General features: G+C 67.8%; 20 protein-coding genes. 8 read left to right on the top strand and 12 right to left on the bottom strand.

Annotated elements, in window-relative coordinates; genetic code table 11:
- Nucleotides 1-34 precede the first annotated feature (34 nt).
- The 8 genes from flgC to BLT59_RS18935 all read left to right on the top strand — a co-directional run bounded on the left by flgC (nucleotide 35) and on the right by BLT59_RS18935 (nucleotide 7,746).
- On the top strand, nucleotides 35-442 hold the full coding sequence (gene flgC / locus BLT59_RS18970) for a flagellar basal body rod protein FlgC (RefSeq protein ID WP_020094248.1): 408 nt from the start codon (nucleotides 35-37) through the stop codon (nucleotides 440-442).
- 44 nt (nucleotides 443-486) lie between these two features.
- On the top strand, nucleotides 487-801 hold the full coding sequence (gene fliE / locus BLT59_RS18965) for a flagellar hook-basal body complex protein FliE (RefSeq protein ID WP_091784121.1): 315 nt from the start codon (nucleotides 487-489) through the stop codon (nucleotides 799-801).
- Between the two features lie 48 nt (nucleotides 802-849).
- The gene (locus BLT59_RS18960; protein WP_091783738.1) at nucleotides 850-1,116 is read left to right on the top strand and encodes a flagellar biosynthetic protein FliQ; all 267 of its coding nucleotides are present in this window, start codon (nucleotides 850-852) and stop codon (nucleotides 1,114-1,116) included.
- A 51-nt stretch (nucleotides 1,117-1,167) separates the two neighbouring features.
- Nucleotides 1,168-1,929, top strand: coding sequence for a flagellar biosynthetic protein FliR (fliR, locus tag BLT59_RS18955; RefSeq protein WP_091783735.1), 762 nt, complete (start codon nucleotides 1,168-1,170; stop codon nucleotides 1,927-1,929).
- A 53-nt stretch (nucleotides 1,930-1,982) separates the two neighbouring features.
- A complete protein-coding gene (gene flhB, locus BLT59_RS18950) occupies nucleotides 1,983-3,050 on the top strand; it encodes a flagellar biosynthesis protein FlhB (RefSeq protein ID WP_091783733.1) in 1,068 nt (355 codons plus the stop codon).
- Between the two features lie 163 nt (nucleotides 3,051-3,213).
- Entirely contained in the window at nucleotides 3,214-5,985 is a 2,772-nt protein-coding gene (locus BLT59_RS18945) for a cell cycle histidine kinase CckA (RefSeq protein ID WP_091784118.1), read from the top strand.
- A gap of 334 nt (nucleotides 5,986-6,319) precedes the next feature.
- Nucleotides 6,320-7,411 carry a recombinase RecA gene (recA, locus tag BLT59_RS18940; protein WP_026605101.1) on the top strand — a complete coding sequence of 364 codons (1,092 nt, stop codon included), beginning with the start codon at nucleotides 6,320-6,322 and terminating at the stop codon, nucleotides 7,409-7,411.
- A gap of 110 nt (nucleotides 7,412-7,521) precedes the next feature.
- Nucleotides 7,522-7,746 (top strand): hypothetical protein, encoded by a 225-nt coding sequence (locus tag BLT59_RS18935; protein ID WP_091783729.1) that lies wholly within the window; start codon nucleotides 7,522-7,524, stop codon nucleotides 7,744-7,746.
- A 544-nt stretch (nucleotides 7,747-8,290) separates the two neighbouring features.
- On the opposite strand, the gene rpsQ is transcribed toward BLT59_RS18935, so the two are convergent.
- The 12 genes from rpsQ to tuf all read right to left on the bottom strand — a co-directional run bounded on the left by rpsQ (nucleotide 8,291) and on the right by tuf (nucleotide 14,789).
- Nucleotides 8,291-8,554 (bottom strand): 30S ribosomal protein S17, encoded by a 264-nt coding sequence (gene rpsQ / locus BLT59_RS18925; RefSeq protein ID WP_091783721.1) that lies wholly within the window; start codon nucleotides 8,552-8,554, stop codon nucleotides 8,291-8,293.
- Between the two features lie 21 nt (nucleotides 8,555-8,575).
- Nucleotides 8,576-8,791 carry a 50S ribosomal protein L29 gene (gene rpmC, locus BLT59_RS18920; protein WP_091719333.1) on the bottom strand — a complete coding sequence of 72 codons (216 nt, stop codon included), beginning with the start codon at nucleotides 8,789-8,791 and terminating at the stop codon, nucleotides 8,576-8,578.
- A gap of 12 nt (nucleotides 8,792-8,803) precedes the next feature.
- On the bottom strand, nucleotides 8,804-9,217 hold the full coding sequence (gene rplP / locus BLT59_RS18915; RefSeq protein ID WP_012319193.1) for a 50S ribosomal protein L16: 414 nt from the start codon (nucleotides 9,215-9,217) through the stop codon (nucleotides 8,804-8,806).
- A gap of 11 nt (nucleotides 9,218-9,228) precedes the next feature.
- Nucleotides 9,229-9,975, bottom strand: a complete 747-nt coding sequence (rpsC, locus tag BLT59_RS18910; RefSeq protein WP_091783719.1) for a 30S ribosomal protein S3 — start codon at nucleotides 9,973-9,975, stop codon at nucleotides 9,229-9,231.
- A gap of 10 nt (nucleotides 9,976-9,985) precedes the next feature.
- A complete protein-coding gene (rplV, locus tag BLT59_RS18905) occupies nucleotides 9,986-10,372 on the bottom strand; it encodes a 50S ribosomal protein L22 (protein ID WP_012319191.1) in 387 nt (128 codons plus the stop codon).
- Between the two features lies 1 nt (nucleotide 10,373).
- Nucleotides 10,374-10,652: a 30S ribosomal protein S19 gene (gene rpsS, locus BLT59_RS18900; protein ID WP_012319190.1), complete on the bottom strand. Its 279-nt coding sequence runs from the start codon at nucleotides 10,650-10,652 to the stop codon at nucleotides 10,374-10,376.
- 5 nt (nucleotides 10,653-10,657) lie between these two features.
- On the bottom strand, nucleotides 10,658-11,494 hold the full coding sequence (rplB, locus tag BLT59_RS18895; protein WP_091783717.1) for a 50S ribosomal protein L2: 837 nt from the start codon (nucleotides 11,492-11,494) through the stop codon (nucleotides 10,658-10,660).
- Nucleotides 11,495-11,519: 25 nt separating this feature from the next.
- Nucleotides 11,520-11,816: a 50S ribosomal protein L23 gene (locus tag BLT59_RS18890; RefSeq protein WP_020094257.1), complete on the bottom strand. Its 297-nt coding sequence runs from the start codon at nucleotides 11,814-11,816 to the stop codon at nucleotides 11,520-11,522.
- Nucleotides 11,813-12,433, bottom strand: coding sequence for a 50S ribosomal protein L4 (gene rplD / locus BLT59_RS18885; protein ID WP_091783715.1), 621 nt, complete (start codon nucleotides 12,431-12,433; stop codon nucleotides 11,813-11,815). The genes BLT59_RS18890 and rplD overlap by 4 nt, the downstream gene beginning before the upstream one ends.
- Nucleotides 12,433-13,158, bottom strand: a complete 726-nt coding sequence (rplC, locus tag BLT59_RS18880; RefSeq protein WP_043351246.1) for a 50S ribosomal protein L3 — start codon at nucleotides 13,156-13,158, stop codon at nucleotides 12,433-12,435. Before rplC ends, rplD begins: the two co-directional genes overlap by 1 nt.
- 51 nt (nucleotides 13,159-13,209) lie before the next feature.
- A complete protein-coding gene (gene rpsJ / locus BLT59_RS18875; RefSeq protein WP_043351245.1) occupies nucleotides 13,210-13,518 on the bottom strand; it encodes a 30S ribosomal protein S10 in 309 nt (102 codons plus the stop codon).
- 80 nt (nucleotides 13,519-13,598) lie between these two features.
- On the bottom strand, nucleotides 13,599-14,789 hold the full coding sequence (tuf, locus tag BLT59_RS18870; RefSeq protein WP_091778141.1) for an elongation factor Tu: 1,191 nt from the start codon (nucleotides 14,787-14,789) through the stop codon (nucleotides 13,599-13,601).

Here is a 14,789-nt window from a genome sequence, read left to right as displayed (position 1 = left end):
CCGCAGGGTCGCGGCAGCAGGAGGGTCCTGAGCCATGGAATTCACGAAGTCACTGGCGGTGGCGGCAGCGGGCCTCAAGGCCCAGTCGGGCCGGATGCGCATCATCGCCGAGAACATCGCCAACGCCGATTCCGCACCGGCCTCCGCCGGCGCTCAGCCCTACCGCCGCAAGATCCCGACTTTTACCAGTCACCTCGACGACGAGACCGGCGCCAAGCTCGTCGAGGCCGGTCGTGTCCGGCGGGATCCGTCGGCCTTCCGGACCAAGTACGAGCCGGGCAACCCCGCGGCCGATGCCCAGGGCGTGGTGCAGATGCCCAACGTCAACGCGCTGATCGAGAACATGGATCTGCGCGAGGCTCAGCGCTCCTACGAGGCGAACCTCAACATGATCAGCGCCACCCGCAAGATGCTGGCGCAGACCCTCGGCATCCTGAAGTGAGCCCCGGGGCCCGCGGCAGGACCGCATAGCAAGGACGCATGGCGATGGCTTCGAGCAACTTCGCGGCGGGTGCCTACGCGGCCGTCCAGGGCCTCGCCGGCGGCCGGCCCGCACCCCGGGTGCAGCCGACGACCGGCACCGGCACCGACTTCATGCAGATGCTCGGGCAGACCCTGGACAGCGTCGGCGATGCCGGCCGTCGGGCCGACACACAGGCCGTCTCGGCCGCCGCCGGCAAGGCCAACGTCGTGGACGTGGTCACCGCGGTGGCCGAGAGCGAGACCGCCCTCCAGACCATGGTGGCGGTACGCGACCGCATGATCTCCGCCTACGAGGAGATCATGCGCATGCAGATCTGACCGGCCGACCGTTTCCCCGCCCACTCCGCCCGCACAGATCGCATTCCCATGACCGGCCTCGCCATCCTCGATGTCGCCCGCGACGGCATCTTCGTGTTCCTCAAATGCGCCGGGCCGCTGATGCTGGTCGCCCTCGCGGTCGGGCTCGCGGTCTCCCTGGTCCAGGCCCTGACCCAGGTCCAGGAGCAGACGCTGATCTACGTGCCCAAGATCGTGGCAGTCTTCGCCGTGCTCCTGCTGATGCTGCCCTTCATCGGCGACGCCATGGCCGGCTACATGACCCGCATCGCCGCCCACATCGCGGCCGGCGGCTGATGCGCGCGCCGGCCGGGACAGGCGCGGTCCACGCGTGCCATAGGGGCCGCGATGAACCTGCTCCTGCCCGGCATCGCCTCGGCCTACCTGATCACCTTCGCGCGCATCGGCACGCTGATCATGCTGATGCCGGGGATCGGCGAGCAGACGGTGTCGCCGCGGCTGCGCCTCGCCTTCGCGCTGCTCACCAGCCTGGTGCTGTTCCCGACCGTTCGCCCGCTGCTCGGCGGGACGGAGGGCGTGCCCGGCCCGCGGCTGATCGGCCTCCTGTTCGGCGAGACGATCATCGGGCTGGTGCTCGGCCTGACGGTGCGGATGATCCTCGCCGCTCTCCAGACCGCCGGCGTGATCATCGCGGCGCAGCTCGGCCTGTCCTACGCCATGACGGTGGATCCGAGCCAGGGCGGTCAGCAGGTGGCGATCGGCAACTTCCTGTCGCTGCTCGGGATCACGCTGATCTTCGCGGCGGACCTGCACCACCTCGCCATCGAGGGTGTGGCCCGCAGCTACGTGGTGCTGCCGCCCGACGGCGTGCCGTCCTTCTCGGACGCGCTGATGCTGGCCACCAAGGCGCTCGCCCGGGGCTTCGCCCTGGCGGTGCAGATCTCCGGTCCGTTCATCGCCTTCGGGATCCTGTTCAACCTGGGGCTCGGCGTGCTCTCCCGGCTGATGCCGCAATTGCAGGTGTTCTTCCTGGCGGTCCCGGCCTCGATGCTGATCGGCATGCTGCTGCTGATGGGCTGCCTCGGCGTGATGATGGGCGTCTTCCTGGACGATCTGGGCCGGTATCTCGGGGATTACGTCGGCCGCTGAGTGGCCGGCTCGCCCGTGTCCCGACGATGTTCCCGCTCTGAGCGCGACGCGAGATGGCCGACGATACCGACGACGAGGACAAGACCGAGGAGCCGTCCCAACGACGGCTCGATCAGGCGATCGAGCGCGGCGACGTCGCGACCAGCACCGAGATCAACACCTTCGCAATGCTGGGCGCGTTCACCCTGACCCTGCTGGTCGCGGCCCCGAGCATCGCCACGAACCTGCTGCACGGCCTCAAGGCCTATCTCGCCAACGCCCATACCCTGCCGGACGACGCCACGGCGATGAAGGAGGCCATGACGCGGGGCCTGTGGCTGTGGGTCCAGGCGGTCGCCGTGCCGGTGGGCCTCGCGGTCGTGGCCGGGCTGGCCGCAGGGCTCCTGCAGCACCCGCTGGTCTTCTCCGCCGAGACACTGATGCCGAAATTCTCGCGCCTCTCGCCGATGGCAGGCGTGAAGCGGCTCCTCGGCGTCGAGGCCCTGTTCCAGTTCGGCAAGGGGCTGGCCAAGATCGGCGCCGTAGGCGTCGTCGGCGCGGTGATGCTGTGGAACGACCGCGACCGGCTGGAGGTGTTCGCCCGCCTGGACCCGGCCACCTCCATGCCGGCGATCCTGTCCCTCAGCCTGAAGCTCCTCGCCGGCATGCTGTGCATGCACCTCGCGATCACCCTGGCTGACGCCCTCTACGCGCGGTTCCGCTGGCGCAAACGCCACCGGATGTCGAAGGAGGAACTCAAGCAGGAGATGAAGGAGTCCGAGGGCAACCCGGAGGTCAAGGGTCGCCTCAGGCAATTGCGGATGGCCCGGGTGAAGAAGCGCATGATGGCGGCGGTCCCCACCGCCACCGTGGTGGTCACGAACCCGACCCACTACGCGGTGGCGCTGCGCTACGAGACCGGCATGGCCGCGCCGATCTGCGTCGCCAAGGGCGTCGACGCCCTGGCCCTGCGCATCCGCGCGGTGGCGGCCGAGCACGGCGTCGCCGTGATCGAGAACCCGCCGCTCGCCCGCGCGCTCCACGCCACCGTGGAGATCGACCGGGAGATCCCGGCCGAGCATTACCGCGCGGTGGCGGAGGTCATCGGGTTCGTGCTGCGGCTGCGGAGACGGGCAGCCTAGGAACCGCGTCACGCCGCGGCGCCGCAGCCGACCGAAAGCCACGCTTCCTCCACCTTTTTTCGCGAGGCTGTATCAAGGCTTGGCGCGACGAGAGTGGTGCCGCGCTCCGCATGTCCTGATATGGCCGGCTGACCAACCGGGTGACTGTTCTGGAATGAAGCCGATGGCCGACGTCACTGGACCTCCGGCGCCTGCCGCGGGCCCGCAGAATTCGGGGCCTCCGGTCTCACAGGCGTCCGCCCTGCTGGGGACGGGCTCGATCGACCGGTCGGAGCAGCCGGGCCGGGTCGGCCTGCTCCTCGTGCTGGCCGGGCTTCTGGTCGGCGCCGCCATCGGCCTGTCCTTCGTGGCCAACGAGCAGGCCCAGTCGCTGATCGTCTGGCTCCTGGCCCTGCTGGCCATGGCGGGCGTGTTCTTCCTGTTCGCCCTCGCCATCGGGGCGCTCCAGCTCAGCGGCAGTGCCGCCCGGGACGACATCACCAAGGGGATCGTCGATGCCTCGCCGGACGGCAAGCTGGTTGTCGAGGAGGGGGGCCGGCTGATCTACGCCAACGAGGCCTATCTGCGGATCGCCAGTGGCGACACCTTCTCGAATCTCGTGCCGGTTGAGCGCATCCTGGTTGGCTCTCCGGAGGTCTCCGAGGCGGTCTACCGGCTGTCGCAGGCCTCGCGCGATGCCAGGGCCCACACCGAAGAGGTCCGCATGTCGCCGCCGCTCGGCCCTACGGCCGGCGAGCGCGGCTTCGGATGGTACCGGGTCTCGGTGCGGCCGCTCGCGCGCCCGCGCCGGGCGGCCTCCCTCTGGACGGTCGCCGACATCACTGCCGAGCGCGAGCGGCAGGAGAACGTCTTCCAGGAACTGCAGCACGCCATCGACTATCTCGACCACGCCCCGGCGGGCTTCCTGTCGATCGATCCGGCCGGCGCCATCGTCTACATGAACGCGACGCTCGCCGCCTGGCTGGGCTACGATCTCGCCAGCGTCGGCCCCGGCGGGCCGCATCTCACCGAGATCGCGCCGGAGGCGGACGTCCTCGTGCGCACCGCCGGCCTCCCCGGCGAGGTCCGCACCGACCGCTTCGACCTCGACCTGCGCCGCCGCAACGGCCACACGCTGCCGGTGCGGCTCTACCACCGGGTCGCCTTCGGCAAGGACGGCAAGCCCGGCTCCTCGCGGACCTTCGTGATCAACCGCTCCGCCGGGGCCGAGACCGACGAGCCGCAGCGCGCCGCCGAGGTGCGGCTCGCCCGCTTCCTCAACAACTCGCCGATCGCCATCGCCACCCTCGACAGTACCGGCCGGATCGCCCGGGCCAACGCCTCCTTCACCCGGCTGTTCGGCACGGTGCCGCGCCAGGCGGAGGACGGCGCCCTCGACGGGGACAGCGGGTCCCGGATCGAGCCCAACGTCGCCGATTCGGTGGCCGACCGGACCGCGCTGGAAGCCGGGCTCGCCCGTGCGGCCAGCGGCCGGACCGATCCGGAGCCGATCGAGGTTCAGCTGAACGGGCCCGGCGGTCGCTCCGCCCGGGTCTGGCTCAGCCCGGCCGATGGCGGCGATCCCGGCCAGCAGACCGACGAGGCCGAGCGGGTGATCCTGTACGCCCTCGACACGACGGCGCAGCGTCAGCTGGAGCAGCAGGTCGCCCAGGCCCAGAAGATGAACGCGGTGGGTCAGCTTGCCGGCGGCATCGCGCACGACTTCAACAACGTGCTGCAGGCGATCATCGGTTACTCCGACCTGCTGCTCGCGAGCCACCGGCCGACCGACCCGGCTTTCCAAGACATCATGCAGATCAAGCAGAACGCCAATCGGGCAGCGGGCCTCGTCCGCCAGCTCCTGGCGTTCTCCCGCAGGCAGACTCTGCGTCCCGAGGTGATGAATGTCGGGGAGGCTCTCTCCGAATTGACGCTCCTGCTCAAGCGGCTCCTCGGCGAGCGCGTCGCCCTGGAGCTGAAGCACGGCCGCGAGGTCTGGCCGGTGAAGGCCGACGTCAACCAGTTCGAGCAGGTGATCGTCAATCTGGCAGTCAACGCCCGCGATGCCATGCCGGAGGGCGGCAAGCTGATGATCCGCACCGAGAACGTCACCGATCCGGGGACGGCCGTCGACGCGGAGGGACGTGGCGGGGCGCCGGCGGGCGACCATGTGCTGATCGAGGTGCGCGACACCGGCCAGGGCATTCCGCCCGAGCTGATGGAGAAGATCTTCGAGCCGTTCTTCACCACCAAGGAGATCGGCAAGGGCACGGGCCTCGGCCTCTCGACGGTGTTCGGTATCGTCAAGCAGTCCGGCGGCACGATCGACGTCCAGTCGAAGATCGGGGAGGGGACCGCCTTCCGCATCTACCTGCCGCGGCACGTGCCCGTCGCCGAGCCGGAGGAGATCCCGGCCCCGACCGCGGATCCATCCCTCCCGCGCGCGGAGCCGCTCGCGGCGATCGCCGCCTCGCCGAAGCCCGATGCCAAGCCCGGCGAGGGCGGCGACACCCTGGCGCCGCAAGGTGGGCCGGTCTTGGCCAAGGCCGACAAGCCGGCGCCGCGCAAGCCCGCCGCGGACCATACGGGGCAGGGGACAATCCTGCTCGTCGAGGACGAGGATCCGGTGCGGGCAGTCAACAGCCGGGCGCTCTCGGCCCGCGGCTACACGGTCCTGGAGGCGGCCTCGGGTCTCGAGGCGCTGGCGATCGTCCGCGAGGGCGCCCAGACGATCGACCTCGTGGTCTCCGATGTGGTCATGCCCGAGATGGACGGCCCGACCCTCCTGCGGGAGGTGCGCAAGCATCAGCCCGACCTGAAGGTGATCTTCGTCTCCGGCTATGCCGAGGATGCGTTCCGCAAGAACCTGCCGGAAGGGGAGACCTTCAACTTCCTGCCGAAGCCCTTCAGCCTCAAGCAGCTCGTCGAGACCGTGAAGAAGACGATGGCGGATTGAGGCGCGACCGCGCCTCCGCGTGCGAGCGGGAGATCCTCCGCCTTCCGTGCAGGCACGGGATCTCCGGCCAAGACAGCCCGGAGCACGGTCGTTCCGGGCTCCGCTGCGCGGGCCGGGATGACGATGCCGCGGTGGCTCGGAAGGATCTCGGCCCGTCTTCGGACCCGATCCCTCCGCTCACGGCGACGATGCGGTCGCCGGCTCATCAACCCTGGATCGATCGCAGCCGAAAACGGCCACCCGCTCTTGCCGGATGAGAACAAAACAGGTACACCGAGGCGGTGGCGACGCGCGTTGTGAACTGCGTCCAACCCCTTCATAAGGAGCCCGCCAGATGGCCCAGCCCGCATTGAAAGTGGTCGATATGCCCCCGGTGGACAAGGACAAGTCCAAGGCCATTGATGCCGCCCTGGCTCAGATCGAGCGTGCCTTCGGCAAGGGCTCGATCATGCGGCTCGGCAAGAACGACAAGGTTCAGGAGGTCGAGACGGTCTCGACCGGATCGCTGGGCCTCGACATCGCCCTCGGCGTCGGCGGCCTGCCCCGCGGCCGGGTGATCGAGATCTACGGCCCCGAATCCTCCGGCAAGACGACGCTGGCGCTCCACACCATCGCGGAGGCCCAGAAGAAGGGCGGCGTCTGCGCCTTCGTGGATGCCGAGCACGCCCTCGACCCGGTCTACGCCCGCAAGCTCGGCGTGAACCTCGACGACCTGCTGATCTCGCAACCCGATACGGGTGAGCAGGCCCTGGAGATCACCGACACGCTGGTGCGCTCGGGCGCCATCGACGTGCTGGTGGTCGATTCGGTCGCCGCGCTGACCCCGCGGGCCGAGATCGAGGGCGAGATGGGCGAGAGCCAGCCCGGCCTTCAGGCCCGCCTGATGAGCCAGGCCCTGCGCAAGCTGACCGGCTCGATCTCGCGCTCGAACTGCATGGTCATCTTCATCAACCAGATCCGGATGAAGATCGGCGTGATGTACGGCAGCCCGGAGACGACCACGGGCGGCAACGCCTTGAAGTTCTACGCCTCGGTGCGCCTCGACATCCGCCGCATCTCCACGCTGAAGGACCGCGACGAGGCGATCGGCAACCAGGTCCGCGTGAAGGTGGTGAAGAACAAGGTCGCCCCGCCGTTCAAGCAGGTCGAGTTCGACATCATGTTCGGCGAGGGCGTGTCGAAGGTCGGCGAGTTGATCGACCTCGGCGTGAAGGCCGGGATCGTCGAGAAGTCCGGGGCCTGGTTCTCGTATAACAGCCAGCGCCTCGGCCAGGGTCGCGAGAACTCGAAGGGCTTCCTGCGCGACAACCCCAAGATCGCCGCCGAGATCGAGGGTTCGATCCGGCAGAATTCCGGTCTCGTCGCCGAGAAGATCCTGGAGAATGCCGCACCGACGGCGGACGATCTGGACGAGGGCGAGGCGTAAGCCTCGCCGCCGCAGCCGGAACGAGCCTGCGGCTAGCTCATCGACGCGAGAGACTTGGCGGCCTCGGAGCTTCTCCGGGGCCGTCTGCCGTTCCGGGATTGCCGCACGCCATGACCGATCTACGCGACAAGGCCGTCGAAGCCGTCCGCCGCATGCCGCTGGACACACAGGAGACAATCGCCCAGGCGATGCTTGATCTCATCAGCCTCGGCGCGACCGTCGAGATCGATTCCGAGGACCCTCAAGACGTCCTCGATGGCCTCGATGAGATTGGCCGTGGCGATATCGCGACGGACGAAGAGGTAAAGGCTGCCTTCCGGCGGTTTGAGCCGTGAAGTTTCGCCTTTCGCGCCGGGCGGCCCACCGCTTGACCGACATTGCCGCTTATCTTCAAGCCAGAAACCCCAGCGCGGCTCGGGACGCCCAGAACGCAACACGAGATTGCTTCGATCTGCTCGCCCGATACCCAGACATCGGACGACGTGTCGAGTTGCCCGAACGAGCCGCGGCGCTGCGCGTCATAACTGTGCCGAGACGGCCCTCTCTCAGCGACTATCAGGCTACTCCACAGGGGAGGTTCTGACAGTGGTCACGAACCGGCAGGCAGCAACAGCGCCTGACTTGACTCGATGACGATTGGGACCGCTTCAGCGCACTGGCCATGTGAACGGAGCGAAGCAACCCTCACGGCAGCACGCTGATTGAGGCGCGCACATATCCGATGAACCTCGTGCCTCATGGCGGAGGGAGCGAGATTCAAACGATCTGAGCCGCGAAAACGCGAAAGCCCCGCGTTGCCGCGAGGCTCCCACCAATCGCACGTGACCCGTCGCCGGCCCAGAACGCGCCCGGGACCCTTCGACCCCGACCGCCGTTCGATCAAGCCGCCTCGCCGGCTTCGGCCTGGGCGGCCTCGCCCTCGACCAGCTTCCAGGTCTTGGTCTTCGAGAACGGACGGCACTCTTCGATGAACACCGTCTGCCCGACCTTGGCGGCATTCGCCTCGTCGTGCGCGTGGTAGTTCTTCGAGCGACGCACGGTCTTCTTCATCACCGGGTGCGTGAAGCGGCGCTCCACCTTCACCACGATGGTCTTCTCACCCTTGTCGCTGACGACGGTGCCCTGCAGGATGCGCTTCGGCATGGTTGTCTCCTAAAACCCGCCTCAGCCCTTGGCCTGCTGCAGCGTCTTGGAACGCTGCAGAGTCCGGACACGGGCGATGTCGCGGCGGACCTCACGGACGCGGGCGACGTTCTCGAGCTGGCCGGTGGCCCCCTGGAAGCGCAGGTTGAACTGCTCCTTCTTGAGGTTGATCAACTCGTCATTCAGCTGATCCGGCGACAGGGCCTTGAGATCAGACACTCGTTGGGTCGACTTCACGATATCCTCCGTTCAGTCGGCGATGCGCTGGACGACCCGCGTGCGGATCGGGAGCTTCGCGGCGCCGAGGCGGAGCGCCTCTTTGGCGATGTTCTCGGCAACGCCGTCGACCTCGAACATGATCCGTCCGGGATGCACGCGGGCGGCCCAATAATCCGGAGCGCCCTTACCGGAGCCCATGCGGACCTCGGTCGGCTTCGAGGAAACCGGCACGTCCGGGAAGACCCGGATCCAGACGCGGCCCTGACGCTTCATCTCGCGGGTGATCGCGCGGCGGGCCGCCTCGATCTGCCGGGCGGTGACGCGCTCAGGCTCCACCGCCTTCAGGCCGAACTGGCCGAAGTTCAGCTCGAAGCCGCCCTTGGCCGCACCGTGGATGCGGCCCTTGAACTGCTTGCGGAAGCGGGTCTTTTTCGGTTGCAGCATGGCTTCCTACCTTACGCGTGCTCGCGATCGCGGCGTCCGCGCTCACGGCCGCCCTCGCCATCGCGCTCACGGCGTCCGCCGGAGCGGCCGCCCTCTTCCTGGGCCTTCTTGTCCTGGGCCATCGGGTCGTGCTCGAGGATCTCGCCCTTGAACACCCACACCTTGATGCCGCAGGTGCCGTAGGTCGTGAACGCCGTAGCGGTCCCGTAATCGACATCGGCGCGCAGCGTGTGCAGCGGAACGCGGCCCTCGCGGTACCATTCCTGGCGGGCGATCTCGGCGCCGCCGAGACGGCCCGAGCAGTTGATCCGGATGCCCTCGGCGCCCAGACGCATGGCCGACTGAACCGCCCGCTTCATGGCACGACGGAAGGCGACGCGGCGCTCGAGCTGCTGGGCGATCGAGTCGGCCACCAGGGTGGCGTCGATCTCGGGCTTGCGCACCTCGACGATGTTGATGGTCACGTCGGCCTTGGTCATGGTGCCGACGAGCTTGCGCAGCTTCTCGATGTCGGCGCCCTTCTTGCCGATCACCACGCCCGGACGACCCGAGTGGATGGTGACGCGGCACTTCCGGTGCGGACGCTCGATGACGATCTTGGAGACCGCCGCCTGCTTGAGCTGCTTCATGAGGGCGGCGCGGATCGCGACGTCCTCGTGCATGAGCTTCGCGTAGTCGCCCTTGTTGGCGAACCAGCGGGAATCCCAGGTCCGGTTGATGCCGAGCCGGAGACCGATCGGATTGACTTTCTGGCCCATCAGATCCTCCTCAGGCCGCTTCGGCCTGGCGGACTTCGCGAACCACGATGGTGAGGTTCGAGAAGGGCTTCAGGATGCGCGCGCCGCGACCGCGGGCGCGGGCGTGGAAACGCTTGAGAACCAGCGCCTTGCCCACGAAGGCCTGAGAGACGACGAGGTCGTCCACGTCCAGGTCGTGGTTGTTCTCGGCGTTGGCGATGGCGCTCTCGAGGCACTTCTTGACCTCGGTCGAAATCCGCTTGCGCGAGAACTGCAACTCGGCGAGCGCCGTGTCGACCTTCTTGCCGCGGATCATCTGCGCCACGAGGTTGAGCTTCTGCGGGCTGACGCGCAGCATGCGCGCGACGGCCTTCGCCTCGTTCTCGGGGAGCGCGCGGGGGGTGGCTTGCTTGCCCATCTCAGCGCCTCTTCGCCTTCTTGTCGGCCGCGTGGCCCGGGAAGGTGCGGGTCGGCGAGAACTCGCCGAACTTGTGACCGACCATCTCCTCGGTGACGTAGACCGGGATGTGCTTCTGCCCGTTGTGCACACCGAAGGTGAGCCCGACGAACTGCGGGAGGATCGTGGAGCGGCGGCTCCAGATCTTGATGACCTCGGAGCGCGAGGAGCCCCGCGCCGCCTCGGCCTTCTTGAAGAGGTAGCCGTCGACGAACGGCCCCTTCCAGAGAGAGCGTGCCATAGCGATTACTTCTTGCGGTTGTGGCGGCTGGACAGGATGAACACGTCGGTCCGCTTGTTGGACCGGGTCTTCTTCCCCTTGGTGGGCACGCCCCAGGGCGTGACCGGGTTGCGGCCGCCCGAGGTGCGACCCTCGCCGCCGCCGTGCGGATGGTCGACCGGGTTCATCGCCACGCCGCGGTTGTGCGGGCGCTTGCCGAGCCAACGGTTGCGCCCGGCCTTGCCGAGCGAGATGTTCATGTGGTCCGGGTTCGAGACCGCGCCGACGCTGGCGAAGCACTGACCGTGGACCAGGCGCTGCTCGCCGGAGTTCAGGCGGAGCGTCACGTAGCCCTGGTCGCGGCCCACGATCTGCGCGTAGTTGCCGGCCGAGCGGGCGATCGCGCCGCCCTTGCCGATCTTCAGCTCGACATTGTGGACGATCGTGCCCACCGGCATCGAGCCGACCGGACCGGCATTGCCCGGCTTGATGTCGACGTTCTCGCCGGCCACCACCTTGTCGCCCGGCTGCAGGCGCTGCGGGGCCAGGATGTAGCTCTGCTTCCCGTCGGGGAAGTTGATCAGCGCGATGAACGCCGTCCGGTTCGGATCGTACTCGATCCGCTCCACGGTGGCGGCGACGCCGAGCTGTTCGCGACGCTTGAAGTCGACGTTGCGCAGCACGCGCTTGTGGCCGCCGCCGCGGAAGCGGACGGTGATGCGGCCGAGATTGTTGCGGCCGCCGGAGGACGACTTGCCCTCCGTCAGCGCCTTCACCGGCTTGCCCTTGTAGAGCTCACGGCGGTCGACGAGCACGAGCTGGCGCAGGCTCGGCGTGACCGGTTTGAATGTCTTCAAGGCCATCGGCTTGGATCCCTAAAACCCGTCCTCAGAGCCCGGTCGTGACGTCGATCGAGTGGCCCTCGGCAAGGGTCACGATCGCCTTCTTCACGTCGGAGCGCTGTCCGCGGAGGCCGCGGAAAATCTTCTTCTTTCCCTTGGTGACAAGGGTGTTCACGGCCGTGACCTTCACGTCGAACAGTTTCTCCACCGCCTCCTTGATCTGAGGCTTCGTCGCCTTGGGGGCGACGCGGAAGACGACCTTGTTCTGCTCGGTCAGGTTCGTCGCCTTCTCGGTGATGACCGGGGAGACGACGATGTCGTAGTGGCGCGGATCGGCACTCATTTGAAACGCTCCTCCAGCGCGTCGACGGCAGCCTTCGTCAGGACGAGCGTGTCGCGGCGCAGGATGTCGTAGACGTTGATGCCCTGCACGGGCAGCACGTCGATCTGCGGGATGGCGCGGGCGGCCCGGCCGAAATTCACGTCGACCTCGGCACCGCCGATGATCAGCGCGTTCGAGAGGCCCATCTTGCCGAAGCGCTCGACGAGACCCTTGGTCTTGTGATCCTCGATCTTGATGTCGTCGACGACGATCAGGGTCGAGGCCTTGGCCTTGGCCGATAGGGCATGGCGCAGCGCCAGAGCCCGGACCTTCTTGGGCAGGTCGTGGCTGTGGTCGCGCACGACCGGACCGAAGGCCCGGCCACCGCCGCGGAACTGCGGCGCCGAGGCCGCACCGTGACGGGCGTTACCGGTGCCCTTCTGCTTGTACAGCTTCTTGCGGGTCCGGTTCACGTCCGAGCGGTTCTGCACGGCGTGGGTTCCGGCACGGCGCTTGGCGAGCTGCCAGCGAACCATGCGCTGCAGCAGGTCGGCGCGGGGCTCGAGGCCGAAGATCGCCTCGTTCAGCTCGACCGAGCCGGCGCCGGCGCCGTCGAGAGTGGTGATATCGAGCTTCATCACGCGGTCTCCTCAGCCGCAGCGGCCTCGGGAGCCGGGGCGGATGCGCCGTTCTCACGGAACTTGCCCGGCAGCGGAACATCGGCGGGGAGCTTGCGCTTCACCGCATCGCGGATCTGAATCCAGCCGCCGGCGACGCCCGGAACCGCGCCCTCGACGAGGATCAGGCCGCGCTCGGGATCGGTGCGCACGACGCGCAGGTTCTGGGTGGTGACCCGCTCGACGCCGAGGTGACCCGGCATCTTCTTGTTCTTGAAGGTCTTGCCCGGGTCCTGACGGCCGCCGGTGGAACCGATCGAACGGTGCGAGATCGACACGCCGTGGGTGGCGCGCAGGCCGCCGAAGTTCCAGCGCTTGATACCGCCCGCGAAACCCTTACCGGTGGTGGTGCCGGTGACATCCACGAACTGGCCGGGGATGAAGTGGTCCGCGGTGATCTCGGCGCCGACCGGGATCAGCGCGTCCTCGGACACGCGGAACTCGGCGAGCTTCTTCTTCGGCTCAACCTTGGCGACCGCGAAGCGGCCCCGCTCGGCGGCCGAGACGTTCTTGACCTTGGCCTTGCCGACGCCGACCTGCAGCGCAACGTAGCCGTTCTTCTCGACGGTGCGGTGGGCAACCACCTGGCACTGGTCGATCTTGAGCACCGTGACGGGGACATGCTCCCCCGCGTCCGTAAAGACGCGGGTCATGCCGACCTTCTGTGCGATGACGCCTGAGCGCATAGGTTCTCTCCCTCGCGCGATGAAACGGTAAGCTCTAAGTCCTCAGCGGACTCAGAGCTTGATCTCCACGTCCACGCCGGCGGCGAGGTCGAGCTTCATCAGCGCGTCCACGGTCTGCGGCGTCGGATCGACGATATCGAGCACCCGCTTGTGGGTGCGCATCTCGAACTGCTCGCGCGACTTCTTGTCGATGTGCGGCGAGCGGTTCACGGTGAACTTCTCGATATGCGTCGGGAGCGGGATCGGACCCCGGATGGTCGCGCCGGTGCGCCGGGCCGTGGAGACGATCTCCTTGGTCGACGCATCGAGGATGCGGTGATCGAACGCCTTCAGGCGAATACGGATGTTCTGACCGTTCATGATCCTGGAACCTTGAGAGGGACGGCGGGGTGTGCGGGGCTTTCACCCCGCCGCGCCCTGCTAAGGATGCTTGCTTGAGCTCAGTCGTTGATGGCGGCGACGACGCCGGCGCCGACGGTGCGGCCGCCCTCGCGGATGGCGAAGCGCAGCTTCTCCTCCATGGCCACCGGCACGATCAGCGCCACGTCCATGGTCACGTTGTCGCCCGGCATCACCATCTCGGTGCCTTCGGGAAGCGTGCAGATCCCGGTCACGTCCGTCGTGCGGAAGTAGAACTGCGGCCGGTAGTTGGTGAAGAACGGCGTGTGACGGCCACCCTCCTCCTTGGTCAGGATGTAGGCCTCGGCCTTGAACTTCGAGTGCGGCTTCACCGAACCCGGCTTGCACACGACCTGGCCGCGCTCCACGTCCTCGCGCTTCGTGCCGCGCAGCAGCACCCCGACGTTGTCGCCCGCCTGGCCCTGGTCGAGCAGCTTGCGGAACATCTCCACGCCCGTGACCGTCGTGGTCTGCGTGTCGCGGATGCCGACGATCTCCACCGTCTCGCCGACCTTCACGATCCCGCGCTCGACCCGGCCCGTCACGACCGTGCCGCGGCCCGAGATCGAGAACACGTCCTCGATCGGCATCAGGAACGGCAGGTCGATCGGACGCTCCGGCTGCGGGATGTAGGCATCCACCGTCGCCATCAGCGCCAGAACGGCCTCCTTGCCGATCTTCGGCTCCTTGTCCTCCAGCGCCATCAGCGCCGAGCCCTTGGTGATCGGGATGTCGTCGCCGGGGAAGTCGTACTTCGAGAGAAGCTCGCGCACCTCCAGCTCGACCAGCTCCAGAAGCTCCTCGTCGTCGACCATGTCGACCTTGTTGAGGAACACCACCAGCGCCGGAACGCCGACCTGGCGCGCCAGAAGGATGTGCTCGCGGGTCTGCGGCATCGGGCCGTCGGCCGCCGACACCACCAGGATCGCGCCGTCCATCTGCGCCGCGCCCGTGATCATGTTCTTCACGTAGTCGGCGTGGCCGGGGCAATCCACGTGCGCGTAGTGACGGTTCTGCGTCTCGTACTCCACGTGCGCCGTCGAGATCGTGATCCCGCGCGCCTTCTCCTCCGGAGCCTTGTCGATCTGGTCGTAGGCCGTGAACGTCGCCCCGCCCGTCTCAGCCAGAACCTTCGTGATCGCCGCCGTCAGAGACGTCTTGCCGTGGTCAACGTGACCAATCGTGCCAATGTTGCAGTGCGGCTTGGTGCGGGAGAACTTTTCCTTGCCCAT

The sequence above is a fragment of the Methylobacterium sp. UNC378MF genome, from assembly GCF_900103195.1.
Lineage (GTDB): Bacteria > Pseudomonadota > Alphaproteobacteria > Rhizobiales > Beijerinckiaceae > Methylobacterium.
The sequence above is the reverse complement of the archived record's forward strand: the minus strand, read 5'-3'. Positions and strand labels throughout refer to the sequence as shown.

Bases quoted from the DNA above. Each gene is read 5' to 3' on its own strand.
- BLT59_RS18960 (WP_091783738.1), top strand. From the start codon at position 850: ATGACCGGCCTCGCCATCCTCGATGTCGCCCGCGACGGCATCTTCGTG.
- fliE (WP_091784121.1), top strand. From the start codon at position 487: ATGGCTTCGAGCAACTTCGCGGCGGGTGCCTACGCGGCCGTCCAGGGC.
- flgC (WP_020094248.1), top strand. From the start codon at position 35: ATGGAATTCACGAAGTCACTGGCGGTGGCGGCAGCGGGCCTCAAGGCC.
- tuf (WP_091778141.1), bottom strand. From the start codon at position 14,789: ATGGGCAAGGAAAAGTTCTCCCGCACCAAGCCGCACTGCAACATTGGC.
- rplB (WP_091783717.1), bottom strand. From the start codon at position 11,494: ATGGCCTTGAAGACATTCAAACCGGTCACGCCGAGCCTGCGCCAGCTC.
- recA (WP_026605101.1), top strand. From the start codon at position 6,320: ATGGCCCAGCCCGCATTGAAAGTGGTCGATATGCCCCCGGTGGACAAG.
- rpsJ (WP_043351245.1), bottom strand. From the start codon at position 13,518: ATGAACGGTCAGAACATCCGTATTCGCCTGAAGGCGTTCGATCACCGC.
- flhB (WP_091783733.1), top strand. From the start codon at position 1,983: ATGGCCGACGATACCGACGACGAGGACAAGACCGAGGAGCCGTCCCAA.
- rplD (WP_091783715.1), bottom strand. From the start codon at position 12,433: ATGAAGCTCGATATCACCACTCTCGACGGCGCCGGCGCCGGCTCGGTC.
- BLT59_RS18945 (WP_091784118.1), top strand. From the start codon at position 3,214: ATGGCCGACGTCACTGGACCTCCGGCGCCTGCCGCGGGCCCGCAGAAT.
- rpsS (WP_012319190.1), bottom strand. From the start codon at position 10,652: ATGGCACGCTCTCTCTGGAAGGGGCCGTTCGTCGACGGCTACCTCTTC.
- fliR (WP_091783735.1), top strand. From the start codon at position 1,168: ATGAACCTGCTCCTGCCCGGCATCGCCTCGGCCTACCTGATCACCTTC.
- rpsC (WP_091783719.1), bottom strand. From the start codon at position 9,975: ATGGGCCAGAAAGTCAATCCGATCGGTCTCCGGCTCGGCATCAACCGG.
- rplC (WP_043351246.1), bottom strand. From the start codon at position 13,158: ATGCGCTCAGGCGTCATCGCACAGAAGGTCGGCATGACCCGCGTCTTT.
- BLT59_RS18890 (WP_020094257.1), bottom strand. From the start codon at position 11,816: ATGAGTGCCGATCCGCGCCACTACGACATCGTCGTCTCCCCGGTCATC.
- rplP (WP_012319193.1), bottom strand. From the start codon at position 9,217: ATGCTGCAACCGAAAAAGACCCGCTTCCGCAAGCAGTTCAAGGGCCGC.
- BLT59_RS18935 (WP_091783729.1), top strand. From the start codon at position 7,522: ATGACCGATCTACGCGACAAGGCCGTCGAAGCCGTCCGCCGCATGCCG.
- rpsQ (WP_091783721.1), bottom strand. From the start codon at position 8,554: ATGCCGAAGCGCATCCTGCAGGGCACCGTCGTCAGCGACAAGGGTGAG.
- rplV (WP_012319191.1), bottom strand. From the start codon at position 10,372: ATGGGCAAGCAAGCCACCCCCCGCGCGCTCCCCGAGAACGAGGCGAAG.